The following is a 15,421-nucleotide window of genomic DNA, read 5'->3' as shown; positions in this document are numbered from 1 at the left end:
TTGTACGGTGACCTTTTTAGTGGAAATGCTAAAAGGTTTTTTTGTTTTGCGCACAATACAGAAAAGAAGGGATGATGAGAAATGACTGAAATGAAACGCAAACAACGACTAACAATTCCGAAGTTCAAACAAATGAAGGTGGATAAGAACCCGATCACGATGATTACGGCGTATGATTATCCATCGGCTGTTTTGGCGGAAGAAGCTGGGGTCGACATGATTCTCGTCGGTGACTCCTTAGGGAATGTCGTACTCGGTTACGATTCCACATTACCCGTAACGATTGATGATATGGTGTATCATACTCGTTCCGTCGTACGCGGAGCACAAGATACCTTCGTGGTTGCCGATATGCCGTTCATGACGTATCATGGCAGCGTTGATCAGACGCTGCGCAATGTGGCGCGACTCATGCAGGAGGGCAGAGCACATGCAGTCAAGATGGAGGGCGGTGCGGAAATTGCGCTTGCCGTGGATGCTGTTGTCAAAGCCGGCGTGCCTGTTGTAGGGCATATCGGACTTACACCGCAATCTGTTCATCAAATCGGTGGATTCCGGGTGCAAGGAAAAGTGCCGGAGGATGCGAAGCGACTGTTAGAGGATGCCAAAGCGTTAGAACGTGCCGGTGCATTTGCGATCGTCTTGGAGCTTGTGACCGAAGAAGTAGCAACGTATATCTCGGAACAATTGCGTATTCCAACCATTGGCATCGGCGCTGGACGTGGATGCGACGGTCAAGTATTGGTATTCCACGACGTCGTTACGTATGCATCACCTTATCGAGCTAAGAAGTTCGTCAAAACCTATGCCGATGTCGGGGCGTTAATCCGGCAAGGCATTTCACAATATGTGCAAGAGGTCAAAGAAGGCAGCTTCCCAGCGCCTGAGCATGTCTTTACAGCGGAAGACGCTGTTGTAGAGAGCCTCTATGGCGCACGTAAGCAGGAACGAAAGGCGGAAACTGTGCAATGAACGCAATCGAGCAAATTCATGAGCTACGCGAGCAGCTAGCTCAGTTACGACAAGAGCGCACCAAGGAAGGACGTCTCCCAACCGTCGGCTTTGTACCGACCATGGGCTATTTGCATGAAGGTCATGCGAGCCTCATGCGCGCTGCCAAAGAGCAATGCGATATCGTCGTACTGAGTATTTTCGTAAATCCGATTCAGTTCGGCCCGAACGAAGATTTAGACAAATATCCGCGGGACGCCGAGCGTGATTTAGCGCTTGCTGAACGTCTAGGCGTGGACCTGGTCTTCCTGCCAACCGTAGATACGATGTACCCGTCACCAACCAAGACGAAAGTCAACGTGAAAGAAGTGACGACGTTGCTATGCGGCGCAAGACGTCCAGGACATTTCGACGGTGTGACGACCGTTGTATCCAAATTGTTCAATATTGTACAGCCGGACTATGCTTTCTTCGGGATGAAGGATGCGCAGCAGGTCGCTGTGATCCAGCAAATGGTGGAGGATTTGAATTTCCCGGTGACGATCGTGCCTTGTCCGATCATTCGTGAAGAAGATGGCCTAGCATTAAGTTCTAGAAATGTTTATTTATCGGAACAACAACGTCAAGAAGCACTTGTATTATCACAATCCTTATTCCAAGTCGATACCTGGATGCAATCCGGTGAGGTCACAACGGTATCAGAGCTTAGAGCGCGTATTGTTCAGCATATCGAGACATCGCCCCAGGCCGATATCGATTATGTAGAAATCTTATCTTTCCCGCAATTAACGGAACTCGATGCGAGTACATCGCTTCATGCTCATCGAGGTCAAGCGATCATTGCGCTAGCGGTACGATTTGGCACAACACGCTTAATCGATAACCGAATTTTATAAGGGGTTGACTGCATATGTTGAGAAATATGATGAAATCGAAGCTGCATCGGGCGACGGTGACCGAAGCGAATTTGAATTATGTTGGAAGTATTACGATTGACCGTGATTTAATGGAAGCAGCGGATCTGTGGGAGAACGAGCGCGTACAGATCGTGAATAATAACAATGGCGCACGGTTAGAGACGTATGTTATCCCTGGTGAACGAGGCTCCGGTGTCATTTGTCTGAATGGCGCTGCGGCACGACTCGTCCAGCCAGGCGATCAGGTCATTATTATTTCTTATGCGATGATGACGAATGAGGAAGCGAAGAGCTATGAACCACAAGTTGTCATTCTAGGTGAGAACAATCAAATCGTAAGTAAGCTCCATCAGGAAATTCACGCCACGATTCTTTAATCGTTGGTTTCCAGTATGAAATGCCCCACCTTTACGAAAAATGAAGATGTAGCTGTCGTACATCATTATTTCACTTTCGCTAGAGGTGGGGTGCATTTATGTTTCAACATTTATTTGCGACAATGAACGAAATGTTGGATGAGATTCTTGTGCATTATCCAAAGGCTCAAGGTGGAGCTAAGCAGGACTTGCAGCAGAAATTAACCTTGCTGAAATCCATGAGTGATGGCATTGTGGAGGAATGGCTTCGATTCGAGGAGAAAATGGGGGTCTTGCGTGAGAGTCAGCCTGAACATGCTTCAGTGTCCGTACTGCCTGAGAGTCAAAGTGAAGCTTTTCAACGCGGCCAAGGATATTACAAATTATGTATGTATGATTTGTCTGCGGAAGCGTTCGAGCAAGTCATTCGGCAGTATCCAGACTCATTAGTTGGACGCATTTATTTGGCAATGGCTTATTTGCAATTGAATGAATTCAATGATGCTTATCGACATTTTCAATTTATTATTCCCCTTACCGAGAGCAAGAAGCTGAAGGCTATCTCTTACAATGCTCTAGGCTGTATTCAAGCGCAGAATCAGAATATCGAGAAGGCGCAAGAATATTTCCAATTTGCCCACCAAGCGGATCCTACATTTCAAGAACCGCTCACCAATTTGAAGCTATGCGAGAGCACAGAGTATGAAGGTGCTTATCAGTATGGCAGCGAATTAACTTCCTTTATGTAGTCTTTGAAAATTATGGATGAACAACTGACATTTTGCACCTGTAGTTAATAGCTAATTCCAAAATTCCGGGTGATCTGTTATGCTTAAGAGATCATTGGAACGAAGGGACCTTATTACGATGAAATTCGCAGTTCTCGATTTTGAGACAACAGGAAACCAGCCCACCGATGAAATCATTCAGGTTGGGCTTGTTATTATAGATCATGATTTATCCATAGATCGCATTTTCACTTCACTTGTGAAACCAAGCACGAATATCCCTCCTTTTATAACCCAATTAACCGGGATATCAAATGATGATGTGGCTGATGCACCAACGTTGGACGATGTGATGATGGAGATGGTACCTCTTCTCGGTGATGTTGTGCTCGTTGCGCATCACGTTGCATTCGACTTTAACTTCTTGCAGCAGGCACTTGATCAGACGGGGTATTTGCCATTCACAGGACGCATCTTGGATACGATCGACTTCTTGCGGATTTGTTTCCCGGCATTAACGACGTATCAACTAGGTGCAGTGACCTCGTGGTTCGATATTCCGCATGAACGTCCGCATCAAGCGGATAGCGATGCACTAGCCACAGCACATGTACTGCTCAAGTGTCTAGCGAAGCTGGATGATTTGCCGCTCCTTGCGGTTCAACGATTGGCAGACCTGTTCGCGCAGGATGACAGCGATCTGAACTGGTTCATGCATGAACTGCTGGCAGATCGTGAGATGCGACCGGTGATTACCGATGATAGTGGACGTGCATTCCGTCAGTTCGCACTTCAAATTGAAGACTGGACGGAAATTCCGCCACCACGGGAAGAGATGCTATCCAATCCACTCGAAGGGCAGACCTTTGAACAGTTCTGTACAGATTCGATTGATCGTCTGCGACAATTCCTTCCTCAATTCGAACAGCGTGAAGCGCAGAATATTATGTTCCATGAAGTAAATTCGGCGCTGGAGGATGACCATCATCTTCTGTTGGAAGCGGGTACAGGAACGGGTAAATCCTTAGGATATCTCATTCCATCGATTTACTACAGTGTCAAAAATGAGAACAAAGTCGTCGTCAGCACACATACAATCAATCTGCAAGAGCAGATCAGACAGCGGGATGTGCCGCTTTTGAAGACGATACTGCCGGTTGATTTTAAAGTATCGGTGTTAAAGGGGCGCAGTCATTATTTGTGCTTGCGCAAATTTGAACATAAAATAAATACGAAGGACTTCGTCACGCCTAAGGAAGATATTATTACAGCAGCACAGATGCTGGTCTGGCTCGCGGAGACGGAGCATGGGGATAATGAAGAGCTTCACTTCGGCAATAAAGGCGCTGACTTCTGGGATACGGTCGCAAGCGACACCGATTCCTGTCTGAACCGGGCATGCCCTTGGTTCCGCAAATGCTTCTATCATCGTGCTAGGCACGAGGCGAATATTGCTGACGTGATTATTACGAACCACTCCTTATTGTTCACAGATATTAAGGTAGATCATCGATTCTTGCCTGCCTATGATCATCTGGTTATCGATGAGGCGCATCATCTAGAGGAAGTTGCCGGGAAACATCTCGGTCTGCACGTGAAGTATTTCGGGCTTGTTCATATTCTGCTGCGTCTGCTTAAGGATAGTAAGAATGGCCAATTGCCAACGCTTCGGAATCGGCTTCATGTCATTCCCGACGAAAAAGCGCAGATGGCTTGTGAGATCATCGAGGATTCATACTCACAGCTTGTCGATGCGAAGGAGATGTGGGACAAACTAACGGAAATCCTGTTCAGTATGATGCCACAGCGAACAAGCGATGCGAACCAAGAGCAGGGACAATATGTCTATCGTCTGCAGACGGAGAAAATGCCAAATGATTGGGATACGGCCTCCATGCTGGAAGACCAGCTGAATGCCCTCTTGAATGAAATTGTCCGCAAATCAGAACGATTGCTCCAAGATCTTCGTGATGTGCAAGAAGATTACGGCATTCAAGCGGCTGTGACGGACCTATCTGGTACCGTGAAGGATTTGGCACGTGCTCGCGATGATATTCGTTATTTCATGAAAATGAAGGAACCCAATGTTGTATTCTGGATGGAAGCGAGCGGTCATTTCCGCAGCAAATCCTTGCAATTATTCGCCGTTCCAGCGGATGTGAGCGCACAGCTGAAGGAATACTTCTTCGATAGCAAGAAGAGCATCGTGCTCACGTCAGCGACGTTATCTGTTGATAAATCGTTTCAGTATATGATTGAGCAGTTAGGTCTACAGGAAGCGCAGGATCAAGGGCGACTTCAGAGCATGGTGCTTCCATCGCCATTCCAGTATCGGAAGCAGGCGTTAGTCGTCATCCCACGGGATTTCCCGATGCTCAAAGGCTCGAATCCGGACGCCCACTTCATTCAGACTTTAGTGAAGTCGCTGTCTGATGCAGCTGTCGCCACACAAGGCAGAATGCTCGTCCTATTCACTTCTTATCGGATGATGAAGCAAGTGTATGACCCATTAAAAGAGCTGCTGAGCCCACATCAAATCCAAGTTATTGGACAAGGGATCGACAGCGGGAATCGCAGCAAGCTCACCCGGCGGTTTCAAGATCAATCCGCCTCCGTTCTTCTTGGTACGAGCAGCTTCTGGGAAGGAGTCGACATCCCAGGCGATGCACTAACCTGTCTCGCCATTGTGAGGCTTCCGTTCCAGCCGCCGAATCATCCGCTCATTGAAGCGAAAGCGGAACTGCTGCAGAAGGAGAAGAAGAATCCATTTATGAAATTATCGGTTCCGCAAGCGGTGATCCGGTTCAAGCAAGGATTTGGCCGACTGGTGCGCACCGCGCAAGACCGAGGCATCGTCATTATTTATGACACCCGCGTCATCGAATCTTATTATGGCAAGTATTTCTTATATTCTTTACCCGGGCCGAAGATGGAACATATGCGCCTGGATCAGATCGTGCCTCGCATGCAAGAATGGCTGTCGGACGAGGAAGAGAGGGGAGTCATCCATGAAAACAATGAAAATATCTGAAGCAGTTGTACGTCGTCTTCCCATTTATTTACGTTATTTAAGTGAATTGCAGCAGCGTGAAGTGCTGACCGTCTCTTCGCAAGATCTTGGATTGAAGCTGGATTTGAATCCAGCTCAAATCCGTAAAGATTTAGCGTATTTTGGTGAGTTCGGCCGTAAAGGGATCGGCTATGATGTTGCCTATCTCATTCAGAAAATCCGTCAGATTCTAAAGCTGAATCAGCAGATTAATGTCGCTCTTGTCGGGGCCGGTAATCTCGGGCAAGCATTAAGCAACTACAATACATATCTTAAGGATAATATGAAAATTGTAGCTGTCTTTGATGCTTATCAACCAAAAATCGGAACCAAAATCAACAATATTGTGGTACAGCCGATGGAAGATTTGGAAGCAACGGTTCGTGAACATAATGTTCGGATCGGTATTATTACGGTTCCAGCGCTCGAAGCACAAAATGTAGCCAATGCATTCGTCAATGCAGGGGTCGAGGCAATTCTGAATTTCGCGCCGGTCATCTTAAAAGTACCTCAGCATGTGCGCGTGCATACGGCTGATTTTACAACAGATTTATTGAGCTTGGCGTACTACTTGCATAATGGGAAGGATATGGACGAAGATGAAGAAGAATCTATGGATCATTAAGAACGGCTATTTTGCCGTGATGAACGAAGATAAACCGGTTATACATGGGGTTATGGTGATCGAAGGAGATCACATTCGTTATGTAGGTGAGCAGCTTCCGGCGGATTTGGTCATCCCTGAGGATGCAGAGGTCATGGATGGCAAGGGGCTCTTGTTCTTGCCTGGATTAATGAATACACATGGTCATGCAGCGATGTCTCTTCTTCGCGGTCACGGGGATGATCTTGCACTGCAAGTATGGCTTCAAGAGAAAATGTGGCCGATGGAAGGGAAATTCACGTCCACGGATGTCTATTGGGGCACATCGTTATCTGTCCTTGAAATGTTAAAGGGCGGTACGACGACATTCCTAGATATGTATGATCATATGGATCAAGTTGCAAAAGTAACGGACGAGTCCGGCATTCGTGCGGTTCTGATGCGTGGTGCGATCGGTCTATGTCCTGAGGATGTTCAACAGGCGAAGCTTGCAGAGGCTGTTCGATTCGCGAAAGATTGGCATGGGAAAGCAGATGGCAGAATTACGACCATGATGTCGCCGCATGCGCCTTATACGTGTCCTCCAGCCTTTATTGAGAAGTTCGTTCAAGCTGCGCATGATCTCGACCTGCCTATGCACACGCATATGTCGGAGACAGCTGCAGAAGTCCAGCAGAACGTGAACGAATACGGTCTTCGCCCTGTAGCGCATTTGGAGAAGCTTGGCGTGTTTACGCGTCCGACGCTTGTTGCGCATGCCGTACATTTGAATGATGAGGAAATTGAGACCCTTGCTCGGTATAATGTAAGTGTATCGCATAACCCTGGTAGCAACCTAAAGCTTGCGAGTGGGGTCGCGAGAGTAACAGATTTGTTAAAAGCAGGGGTAACCGTATCGCTTGGTACAGATGGCGCAGCGAGCAACAACAATCTCGATATGTTCGAAGAAATGCGTCTCGCTGCATTGATCCATAAAGGAGTATCGGGTGATCCGACGGCCGTACCTGCATTAGAAGCTCTTCGTCTTGGCACAGTCTATGGAGCGAAATCGATCGGATTAGAACATGTAACGGGTGTGTTACGTGAAGGAATGAAGGCCGATTTCATCGCAGTCAATATCGATCAGCCTCACTATAAACCGCATACAGATCTCATATCACATGTCATCTATTCGGGTGCTGCGCAAGATGTCTGGCATGTATGGGTAGATGGGAAGCAGGTTGTGAAGAATCGGGAATGTCTAACCCTCGACGAAGAAAAAATTATGCGTGAAGCACAGGCTTGCTTCGATGGATTGCTGGCGCGTTAAGGGAGTTAGAGATGCAGAGAAGATGGATCGTTATTATCTTATCGGTCATAGTACTGATTATGCTCGGCCTGCATTTGTATTATCGGAATGTACAGAGCGGTGAGTGGATTGCAGAAGATCGAGCTTCACGGGCCGCACAAGAGCAATCGGCGCTTAAGAAAGTGAACGGTGTGCAGAAATCCGTATGGGAAGATGTCTATTACATCGTGAATGGCATCGACGAACTAGATCAGAATGTCGTGGTATGGGTGAATCAAGAGGGAACATCCGTGCATAAGGAACCGCTGAAGCAAGGATCGACGAAGGAAGCGATACAGGCCAAAGTATTAAGTCGATCGCCTGGTGCAGACATTATTACGATTGTACCGGGAATATGGGAACAGCAGTATGTGTGGCAAGTGTTCTACAAGGCTTCCAAAACGGAAGATGAGAAAGTCCATTATTACTACGACTTTTATCGCTTCTCCGATGCCGGATATTTGACAACCTATACGCTGCCGAATCGATAACCTACCCTCCTCAAAAACTTATTCTAAAATAGGAATCTCACCAATATACTTTCCTGATCGATGATGTGATATTGATCGGAAGGGGTTGGTACGTTCCATGGGCATTCGTTTTTTGAAGATTGGGGTGCTGTACTTTATCTTATCAATGGGCTTAGGACTGTATATGTCAATGGCGAAAGATTATGTGCTTACAGGAGTTCATGCGCATGTAAATCTCATTGGTTGGCTATCTATGGCGGTATCCGGCATCATCTATCTATTGTTCCCAAGAGCGGAGAGCAGTCTACTAGCCAAGTGGCATTTCTGGTTAATGAATCTTGGGATCATCATCATGATGGGGTCTCTCGTCACGTTATTGCTTACGAAGGAAGATATGCCATGGGGACCTATCACCGGTGGTGGAGGCGTCCTGATCATCCTAAGCGCGATTTGCCTCTTGATTAATATCTTTAAACATGCGAATACGAATGAGACGCGTACCTTGAGAAAATCGAAGTAATGCAGTCGATCGCGAAGAGCTTGCCTATTACGGCAGGCTCTTTCTTTGTCTTTAGATAGGATGGTAAGTCTTCCACACATTACATTCTTCAATCGTGTATACTCTGTGATATACTCTGTGATATACGATATGAAGGAGGGCGTTACATTGAAAATACGTGTTAAACCATTAATTCTAACACTGGTCGGATCGATGGCCGTCCTATTCGGCGGTTGGTTCTTCTATCAGAATGTTGCCGTGCAAAGTCCTGTAGAGAAAGTAGCCAAAGAAGTATCGACCGTATCCGAGGCGAAAGCGAATATTACGCGTAATGATGTTCAGCTTGCCATCCAAGTTCAACCCGGCGCGAATTTGCGAGAAATCGTTCAACATATATATCAGTCTGGAAATAAAGTGCTTGGCGAGAAGAAACTGAACATTACCGTCATCAATCCTTCGTCTCCTCTGCTTGATGATTGGTGGTCGCATGCCCTGTTCGGCGTTGCGCAAGCCATGGAGAACAAACAATATACAGAGGTCCCGCAAGTGTTAGAAGAGACGAGCAAGTCGTTACATCAGCCACAAGTTCATGCATCTGCAGAGATGGATGATCGAAATGTATATATTACCATCACCGACGGCAAAGCGAGCAAATATATCATTCTTCCTAGGAAGGGTGAGCCCGTGGGGGTGTGGCCAAATGCTTAAAGCTTGGAGAGAAATCGTCTTTGGCTTTGTGATTGCGTTATTTGTTTTTCTCGGAATGATTGGGGTGAACATCCTGCCTTTTGTAGGCATTGCCCTTGTCATGGGTGTCATTTATCTCGCGATGAAGAGTCGAGGCGGCAGTTTGGCCGTTGGCGGCCAGCAGAGACGAGTCGGCGGGTCATCGAAGCCAAGTTATTTGACGTTCGAACAGATTGGTGGTCAGGATCGTGCGAAGCAGGAACTGATTGAAGCGCTTGATTTTCTGATCAAACATGAGGAAATCCAGAAGTTTGGGATTAGACCGCTCAAAGGGATCTTGCTAACGGGGCCGCCTGGAACCGGGAAAACGCTCATGGCCAAAGCCGCAGCGCATTATTCCAACGCCGTTTATGTTGCGGCTTCAGGTAGTGAATTTGTTGAGATGTACGTAGGTGTCGGCGCAGGCCGAATTCGTGATTTGTTCAAGAAAGCAAGAGATCAAGCAGTCAAAGAGAAGAAAGAAAATGCGATCATATTCATCGATGAGATCGATGTCATCGGTGGGAAACGCGAAGGCGGCCAGCAGAAGGAATATGATCAAACGCTGAATCAGCTGTTAACCGAAATGGACGGGATCTATTCGAACGGTACACCGCGAATTTTAGTGATTGCCGCGACGAATCGCAAGGAAATGCTCGATAGCGCATTGCTTCGTCCGGGTCGATTTGATCGCCACATTCGCGTCGATTTGCCGGATAAGAAGGGTCGATTACACATTCTGAACATCCATGCGGAAAATAAACCAATGGATAATTCGGTGCAGTTGGATACCATTGCCGTTCAGTCCTTCGGATTCTCTGGCGCGCAGCTTGAGAGTGTGATGAATGAAGCAGCGATCTATGCCATGCGAGAGAAGCTCGAACAGATCGAGCAGCGACATTTGACGATGGCAATTGATAAAGTCATGCTCGGGGAGAAGACGGATCGGGAAGCGACCAATGAAGAACGTCGTCGTGTCGCGATTCATGAATTAGGTCATGCGATTATGGCTGAGATTGTAAGACCCGGCAGTGTCGCGCAAGTTACCGTCAGTCCGCGTGGACAAGCGCTTGGGTATGTGCGTCATAACCCGCTGAAGGATCAATATCTGCACACCAAAGAGTTTCTCGAAAGCCAGATTATGATCGCGTTAGGCGGAGCTGCAGCAGAAGAGATTTTCTACGGTGGCAGAAGTACAGGATCGTCGAATGATTTTGAGCAGTCGCTGCAAATTGTGGAGACGATGATGAATGCCGGATTGACAAATTTGGGCATTACCAATGTCCAGATTGTGACCCAAGAAGAACGCATGAAGGAAAACGAAAGAATTATGAACGAATTGTTCGAACGGACGCGAAATGAATTATTATCCCATAAAATGGTATTTGAGACGAGTTTGGAATTCCTTATTTCGGAAGAAGTAGTCTCTGGCGACCAATTTAGAAGAATATTTTGTGACAATACACAATTACCAGCGTAAAATGTGCGCTGGTTTTTTGTCTAATTTTTTTCGACATGTTAAAATAGATGGCGGAGTTCTGAGAGATGATATATATAGAGTTGTCGGAAAGGATGGTTTGAACCATGCAATTTAAGAAAATTGGCGTCATTGGCGGGGGAACCATGGGTCAAGGAATCGCTGAAATGTTGGCGGTTCGCGGACTTGATGTATTATTAGTGGAGCAATCGTCTGAGAAATTAGATTATGCATACAGCATGATTGAATTAAGTCTGGATAAACAGCTTGAGAAGTGGGGCATTACGATGTCGGAGAAGAAATTAATTCTCTCCCGCATCCACAAAGTATCGCATTTTGCAGAGCTTGGAACATGCGACATGGTGATCGAGACGATTTCCGAAGATTTGGAAATGAAGAAGCAAGTATTCGCGGAACTGGATGCGGTATGTCCAGGTCATATTATTTTGGCGAGTAACACGTCTACACTCAGTCTTACTGAGCTTGCAAGCTCGACGAAATATCCGTCGCGCGTTATTGGTATGCACTTCATCTATCCTGTAGCGAAAGTAAATTTGGTGGAGATCATTCGCGGTCTGAAGACGTCGGATGATACATTCGTCCAGACGAAGCACTTCGTTGAAGAAGTTGTATCCAAAAAAGGCATCATGGTCTACGAATCTCCAGGGTTCGTGACATCGCGTATTATCCTTACCTTAATTAATGAAGCTTTGCATGTCTTGCAAGAAGGTGTTGCAACAGCAGAAGATATCGATGACGCAATGCGTATTGGTTATGCGTTCCAACATGGTCCGCTCGAGATGGCCGATCGTTTTGGTCTGGATTCGGTATTGGCAGCGATGGAGCGTATGTTCCGTGAGTTCGGCGATTTGAAATACCGTCCATCGGTACAGCTGAAGAAGATGGTTCGCGCAGGACATTTGGGCGTGAAGTCGGGCGAAGGATTTTTCAAGTACGATAAGGATGGGGATCGAGTATGAAAATTTTAGTTATTAACGCGGGAAGCTCTTCAGTCAAATATCAATTGTACGACATGACAGATGAATCTGTACTTGCGAAAGGCCTTGTAGAACGGATCGGGATGGATTCTTCGATCTTGAACCATGAGCCGACAGGCGGTCAAGAAATTAGCGAAGTAAGCGAAATCTTGGAACATACGACTGCCATTCGTAAAGTAATCGACAAATTGGTTGATCCGCAAGTCGGCGTGATCAAGTCGGTTGATGAGATCGATGCTGTCGGACACCGTGTCGTGCACGGGGGAGAGTCTTTCAGCCAGTCTTCGATCGTTACACCAGAAGCCAAGTCGGAAATTCGCCGATTGTTCGATCTTGCGCCGCTTCATAATCCAGCGCATATGTCCGGTATTGTGGCGGTAGAGAAGAATATGCCTAACGTACCGCAAGTGGTCGTATTCGATACAGCTTTCCATCAGACGATGCCAGAGAAAGCGTATTTGTATGCCATTCCGCGCGTATTGTATAAGAAGCACAAAGTTCGTCGTTATGGATTCCATGGGACTTCCCATGATTACGTAAGCGCCAAAGCAGCGGAATTTTTAGGACGCGACATTAAAGATCTGAAGATCATTACTTGCCATATCGGAAATGGCGGTAGCTTAACAGCTGTTCAAGGCGGTATCTCCGTTGATACGTCGATGGGTATGACGCCGCTTGAAGGATTAATGATGGGAACACGCAGCGGAGATCTTGATCCAGCAGTGGTTCCATTTGTCATGAACAAAGAAGATTTAACGGTAAATGAAGTCAACTCGATGTTAAACAAACACAGCGGCTTGCTTGCAATCTCTGGTGTGAGCAGTGACATGCGTGAAATTATCGATGGCATGCAAAAAAATGAGCCGAATTCGACACTCGCCTTCGAAATGTACGAATACCGGATTCGTAAGTACATTGGTGCTTATGCGGCAGCTATGAACGGTGTGGACGTACTTGTATTTACAGCAGGTGTCGGTGAGAATGCTTCTGTGCTGCGTGAGCGTCTGCTCGAGCAATTGACATTCCTCGGCATTGAACTAGACAAAGAAGCGAATCTCGTACGTTCCAAAGAGCCGCGCTTCATCTCAACGACGAACTCCAGAGTGAAAGTGCTTGTTGTACCGACGAACGAAGAATTAATGATCGCTCGCGATACGCATCGCTTGGTGGTAGAATCGAAATAAGCAATATCAATTGTTGTTAAAGGGGAGAATTAGGATGGCTGCACAAACTGTCATTCGTCAAGTAAGTCAGCACGTCGGACAGCCTGTAAGAATCGGCTGCTGGGTGCACAATAAGCGTTCAAGCGGTAAAATTCAATTCCTGCAATTGCGCGACGGTACGGGGTATATCCAAGGCGTTGTCGTTCGCAGTGAAGTGCCTGAAGAGGTATGGGATGCGGCGAAAAGCTTAACGCAAGAAAGCTCTCTCTACGTTACAGGTGAGATTCGCGAAGAGCCGCGCAGCCAATCGGGCTATGAGATGACGGTTACGGGCATCGAAGTGATTCACATTACGGAGAACTACCCGATTACGCCAAAAGAGCATGGCATCGATTTTCTTATGGATCACCGCCATCTCTGGCTGCGTGCGCCGAAACAGCGTGCAATTCTGGTGATTCGTTCGCAAATTATTAAAGCGATCCAAGATTTCTTCGATAATAACGGATTTACGCTCGTCGATCCACCGATTCTTACACCTTCATCTTGTGAAGGGACAACGAACTTGTTCCATACGAAGTACTTCGACGAAGATGCATACCTGACACAGAGCGGTCAGCTCTATATGGAAGCTGCAGCGATGGCGCTTGGTAAAGTCTATTCCTTCGGACCGACGTTCCGTGCGGAGAAATCGAAGACACGCCGTCACTTGATCGAGTTCTGGATGATCGAGCCCGAGATGGCGTTCGTCGATCATGAAGAGAACTTGCGTGTGCAGGAGTCTTTCATCGCTTATGTCGTGAAATCCGTATTGGATAATTGCCGCAGCGAGCTTGAGACGATTGGCCGCGATATTTCCAAATTGGAGAAGATCGTTGGACCGTTCCCGCGCATTACGTATGATGACGCGATCAAATTCTTGAACGAGACTGGCCATGATATTCCTTGGGGTGAGGATTTCGGTGCGCCGCATGAGACAGCGATTGCGGAGAAATACGAGACACCGGTATTCATCACGCATTACCCGACGAAGATCAAAGCATTCTATATGAAACCAGATCCAAGCAATCCTGATGTGGTCCTCTGTGCGGATATGATTGCGCCAGAAGGTTATGGCGAGATCATTGGTGGTTCCCAGCGGATCGACGACCCGGCACTGCTCGAAGAGCGGTTCACGGAGCATGAGCTGTCCACGGAAGCGTATCAATGGTACCTAGATCTACGCAAATATGGTACGGTGCCTCATTCCGGCTTCGGTCTTGGACTTGAGCGTACCGTTGCATGGATTTGCGGACTTGATCATGTACGGGAGACAATTCCGTTCCCACGGATGCTCTATCGTTTGTATCCATAAACCTCAATCGATGCTATGATGAGGGGATGGAGGTGAGCTGACTTGAGCAGTGAAGCATGGCGGGCATTTGCCAAGGGGATCTCGCTTGGGATGGAAGTGGGCAGTATTCACTTTCCCTATGCACTTCTTCGATATTATCGCCGCATGAAGCTCAGTGATACGGACATGATGCTGATTCTTCAATTAACCGGGTTCCAGCAAATGGAGCAGAATGCCTTCCCGACGATTGAAGAATTGCAGGATCGCATGGGCGCTTCACCGGATACAGTCATCAAAGCCATACAGAAGCTCATGCGCGATCAATATTTATCGATTGATGAAGAAGTCGATCCCCAGACCGGGATTCAATATGAACGTTATAATCTTTCGGGTATTTACGAGAAGCTGGGGCAGCTCTTATCCGAAGATGTGAAAGAAGAGCGGAAGCAAGAACAGCGAAATGGCAGATCCCAGGGTAGTGGTACAGCCTTTGCAGCTGGCGAGAGTGAAGAGAGCAACCTTTTCATCATTTTCGAACGTGAATTCGGCCGCCCGTTATCGCCAATGGAATGTGAGACGATCTCAGGGTGGCTGGATCAAGATCAGTACCCGGAGGAACTCATCTTGTTGGCACTGAAGGAAGCGGTGTTCGCTGGTAAAGTTCACTTCCGCTATATCGATCGCATTCTGCTCGAATGGATGCGTAACCGCGTCCGTACCGCAGAGGATGCAAGAGCCTACGCACAGAAATTTCGAGGTGCACGAGGGAATTAAGAGGCAGTCTGAGTCACATGGTTCATGTGGTTCAGGCTGTTTTTTTGCCTAG

The 15,421-nt window shown here is 47.2% G+C and carries 15 protein-coding genes; all 15 read left to right on the top strand.

All coding sequences use genetic code 11. From position 1 onward, the window contains the following. Positions 1-90: 90 nt before the first annotated feature. The 15 genes from panB (at position 91) to GCU39_RS13010 (ending at position 15,369) form a co-directional block, all read left to right on the top strand. Positions 91-972: a 3-methyl-2-oxobutanoate hydroxymethyltransferase gene (gene panB, locus GCU39_RS13080; RefSeq protein ID WP_152397227.1), complete on the top strand. Its 882-nt coding sequence runs from the start codon at positions 91-93 to the stop codon at positions 970-972. Continuing rightward, the gene (gene panC / locus GCU39_RS13075; RefSeq protein WP_152393922.1) at positions 969-1,847 is read left to right on the top strand and encodes a pantoate--beta-alanine ligase; all 879 of its coding nucleotides are present in this window, start codon (positions 969-971) and stop codon (positions 1,845-1,847) included. Before panB ends, panC begins: the two co-directional genes overlap by 4 nt. Positions 1,848-1,861: 14 nt before the next feature. After that, positions 1,862-2,245, top strand: coding sequence for an aspartate 1-decarboxylase (gene panD, locus GCU39_RS13070; RefSeq protein ID WP_152393921.1), 384 nt, complete (start codon positions 1,862-1,864; stop codon positions 2,243-2,245). 98 nt (positions 2,246-2,343) lie between these two features. Next, on the top strand, positions 2,344-2,973 hold the full coding sequence (locus tag GCU39_RS13065; protein WP_152393920.1) for a tetratricopeptide repeat protein: 630 nt from the start codon (positions 2,344-2,346) through the stop codon (positions 2,971-2,973). A 118-nt stretch (positions 2,974-3,091) separates the two neighbouring features. Beyond that, on the top strand, positions 3,092-5,983 hold the full coding sequence (gene dinG / locus GCU39_RS13060) for an ATP-dependent DNA helicase DinG (RefSeq protein ID WP_152393919.1): 2,892 nt from the start codon (positions 3,092-3,094) through the stop codon (positions 5,981-5,983). Further along, complete coding sequence (locus tag GCU39_RS13055; protein ID WP_152393918.1) at positions 5,961-6,626, top strand: redox-sensing transcriptional repressor Rex; 666 nt, start codon at positions 5,961-5,963, stop codon at positions 6,624-6,626. Before dinG ends, GCU39_RS13055 begins: the two co-directional genes overlap by 23 nt. Beyond that, entirely contained in the window at positions 6,601-7,914 is a 1,314-nt protein-coding gene (locus GCU39_RS13050) for an amidohydrolase (protein ID WP_152393917.1), read from the top strand. The genes GCU39_RS13055 and GCU39_RS13050 overlap by 26 nt, the downstream gene beginning before the upstream one ends. Before the next feature lie 11 nt (positions 7,915-7,925). Beyond that, positions 7,926-8,423 carry a cell wall elongation regulator TseB-like domain-containing protein gene (locus tag GCU39_RS13045; RefSeq protein ID WP_152393916.1) on the top strand — a complete coding sequence of 166 codons (498 nt, stop codon included), beginning with the start codon at positions 7,926-7,928 and terminating at the stop codon, positions 8,421-8,423. A gap of 97 nt (positions 8,424-8,520) precedes the next feature. Next, positions 8,521-8,922 (top strand): cbb3-type cytochrome c oxidase subunit I, encoded by a 402-nt coding sequence (locus tag GCU39_RS13040; protein WP_152393915.1) that lies wholly within the window; start codon positions 8,521-8,523, stop codon positions 8,920-8,922. Positions 8,923-9,069: 147 nt separating this feature from the next. Continuing rightward, positions 9,070-9,609, top strand: coding sequence for a hypothetical protein (locus tag GCU39_RS13035; protein ID WP_152393914.1), 540 nt, complete (start codon positions 9,070-9,072; stop codon positions 9,607-9,609). Then, entirely contained in the window at positions 9,602-11,107 is a 1,506-nt protein-coding gene (locus tag GCU39_RS13030; protein ID WP_152393913.1) for an AAA family ATPase, read from the top strand. The genes GCU39_RS13035 and GCU39_RS13030 overlap by 8 nt, the downstream gene beginning before the upstream one ends. 104 nt (positions 11,108-11,211) lie before the next feature. Continuing rightward, positions 11,212-12,084 carry a 3-hydroxyacyl-CoA dehydrogenase family protein gene (locus GCU39_RS13025; protein ID WP_152393912.1) on the top strand — a complete coding sequence of 291 codons (873 nt, stop codon included), beginning with the start codon at positions 11,212-11,214 and terminating at the stop codon, positions 12,082-12,084. Continuing rightward, entirely contained in the window at positions 12,081-13,286 is a 1,206-nt protein-coding gene (locus tag GCU39_RS13020) for an acetate/propionate family kinase (RefSeq protein ID WP_152393911.1), read from the top strand. Before GCU39_RS13025 ends, GCU39_RS13020 begins: the two co-directional genes overlap by 4 nt. 34 nt (positions 13,287-13,320) lie before the next feature. Beyond that, complete coding sequence (gene asnS, locus GCU39_RS13015; RefSeq protein ID WP_152393910.1) at positions 13,321-14,616, top strand: asparagine--tRNA ligase; 1,296 nt, start codon at positions 13,321-13,323, stop codon at positions 14,614-14,616. 42 nt (positions 14,617-14,658) lie between these two features. Beyond that, complete coding sequence (locus GCU39_RS13010) at positions 14,659-15,369, top strand: DnaD domain-containing protein (protein ID WP_152393909.1); 711 nt, start codon at positions 14,659-14,661, stop codon at positions 15,367-15,369. Positions 15,370-15,421 lie beyond the last annotated feature (52 nt).

It is taken from the genome of Paenibacillus guangzhouensis, assembly GCF_009363075.1.
Taxonomy (GTDB): Bacteria; Bacillota; Bacilli; order Paenibacillales; family Paenibacillaceae; genus Paenibacillus_K; species Paenibacillus_K guangzhouensis.
Note: the sequence above shows the minus strand (reverse complement) of the source record. Positions and strands in the feature narration are given on the sequence as shown.

Bases quoted from the DNA above. Each gene is read 5' to 3' on its own strand.
- panB (WP_152397227.1), top strand. From the start codon at position 91: ATGAAACGCAAACAACGACTAACAATTCCGAAGTTCAAACAAATGAAG.
- panC (WP_152393922.1), top strand. From the start codon at position 969: ATGAACGCAATCGAGCAAATTCATGAGCTACGCGAGCAGCTAGCTCAG.
- panD (WP_152393921.1), top strand. From the start codon at position 1,862: ATGTTGAGAAATATGATGAAATCGAAGCTGCATCGGGCGACGGTGACC.
- GCU39_RS13065 (WP_152393920.1), top strand. From the start codon at position 2,344: ATGTTTCAACATTTATTTGCGACAATGAACGAAATGTTGGATGAGATT.
- dinG (WP_152393919.1), top strand. From the start codon at position 3,092: ATGAAATTCGCAGTTCTCGATTTTGAGACAACAGGAAACCAGCCCACC.
- GCU39_RS13055 (WP_152393918.1), top strand. From the start codon at position 5,961: ATGAAAACAATGAAAATATCTGAAGCAGTTGTACGTCGTCTTCCCATT.
- GCU39_RS13050 (WP_152393917.1), top strand. From the start codon at position 6,601: ATGAAGAAGAATCTATGGATCATTAAGAACGGCTATTTTGCCGTGATG.
- GCU39_RS13045 (WP_152393916.1), top strand. From the start codon at position 7,926: ATGCAGAGAAGATGGATCGTTATTATCTTATCGGTCATAGTACTGATT.
- GCU39_RS13040 (WP_152393915.1), top strand. From the start codon at position 8,521: ATGGGCATTCGTTTTTTGAAGATTGGGGTGCTGTACTTTATCTTATCA.
- GCU39_RS13030 (WP_152393913.1), top strand. From the start codon at position 9,602: ATGCTTAAAGCTTGGAGAGAAATCGTCTTTGGCTTTGTGATTGCGTTA.
- GCU39_RS13025 (WP_152393912.1), top strand. From the start codon at position 11,212: ATGCAATTTAAGAAAATTGGCGTCATTGGCGGGGGAACCATGGGTCAA.
- GCU39_RS13020 (WP_152393911.1), top strand. From the start codon at position 12,081: ATGAAAATTTTAGTTATTAACGCGGGAAGCTCTTCAGTCAAATATCAA.
- asnS (WP_152393910.1), top strand. From the start codon at position 13,321: ATGGCTGCACAAACTGTCATTCGTCAAGTAAGTCAGCACGTCGGACAG.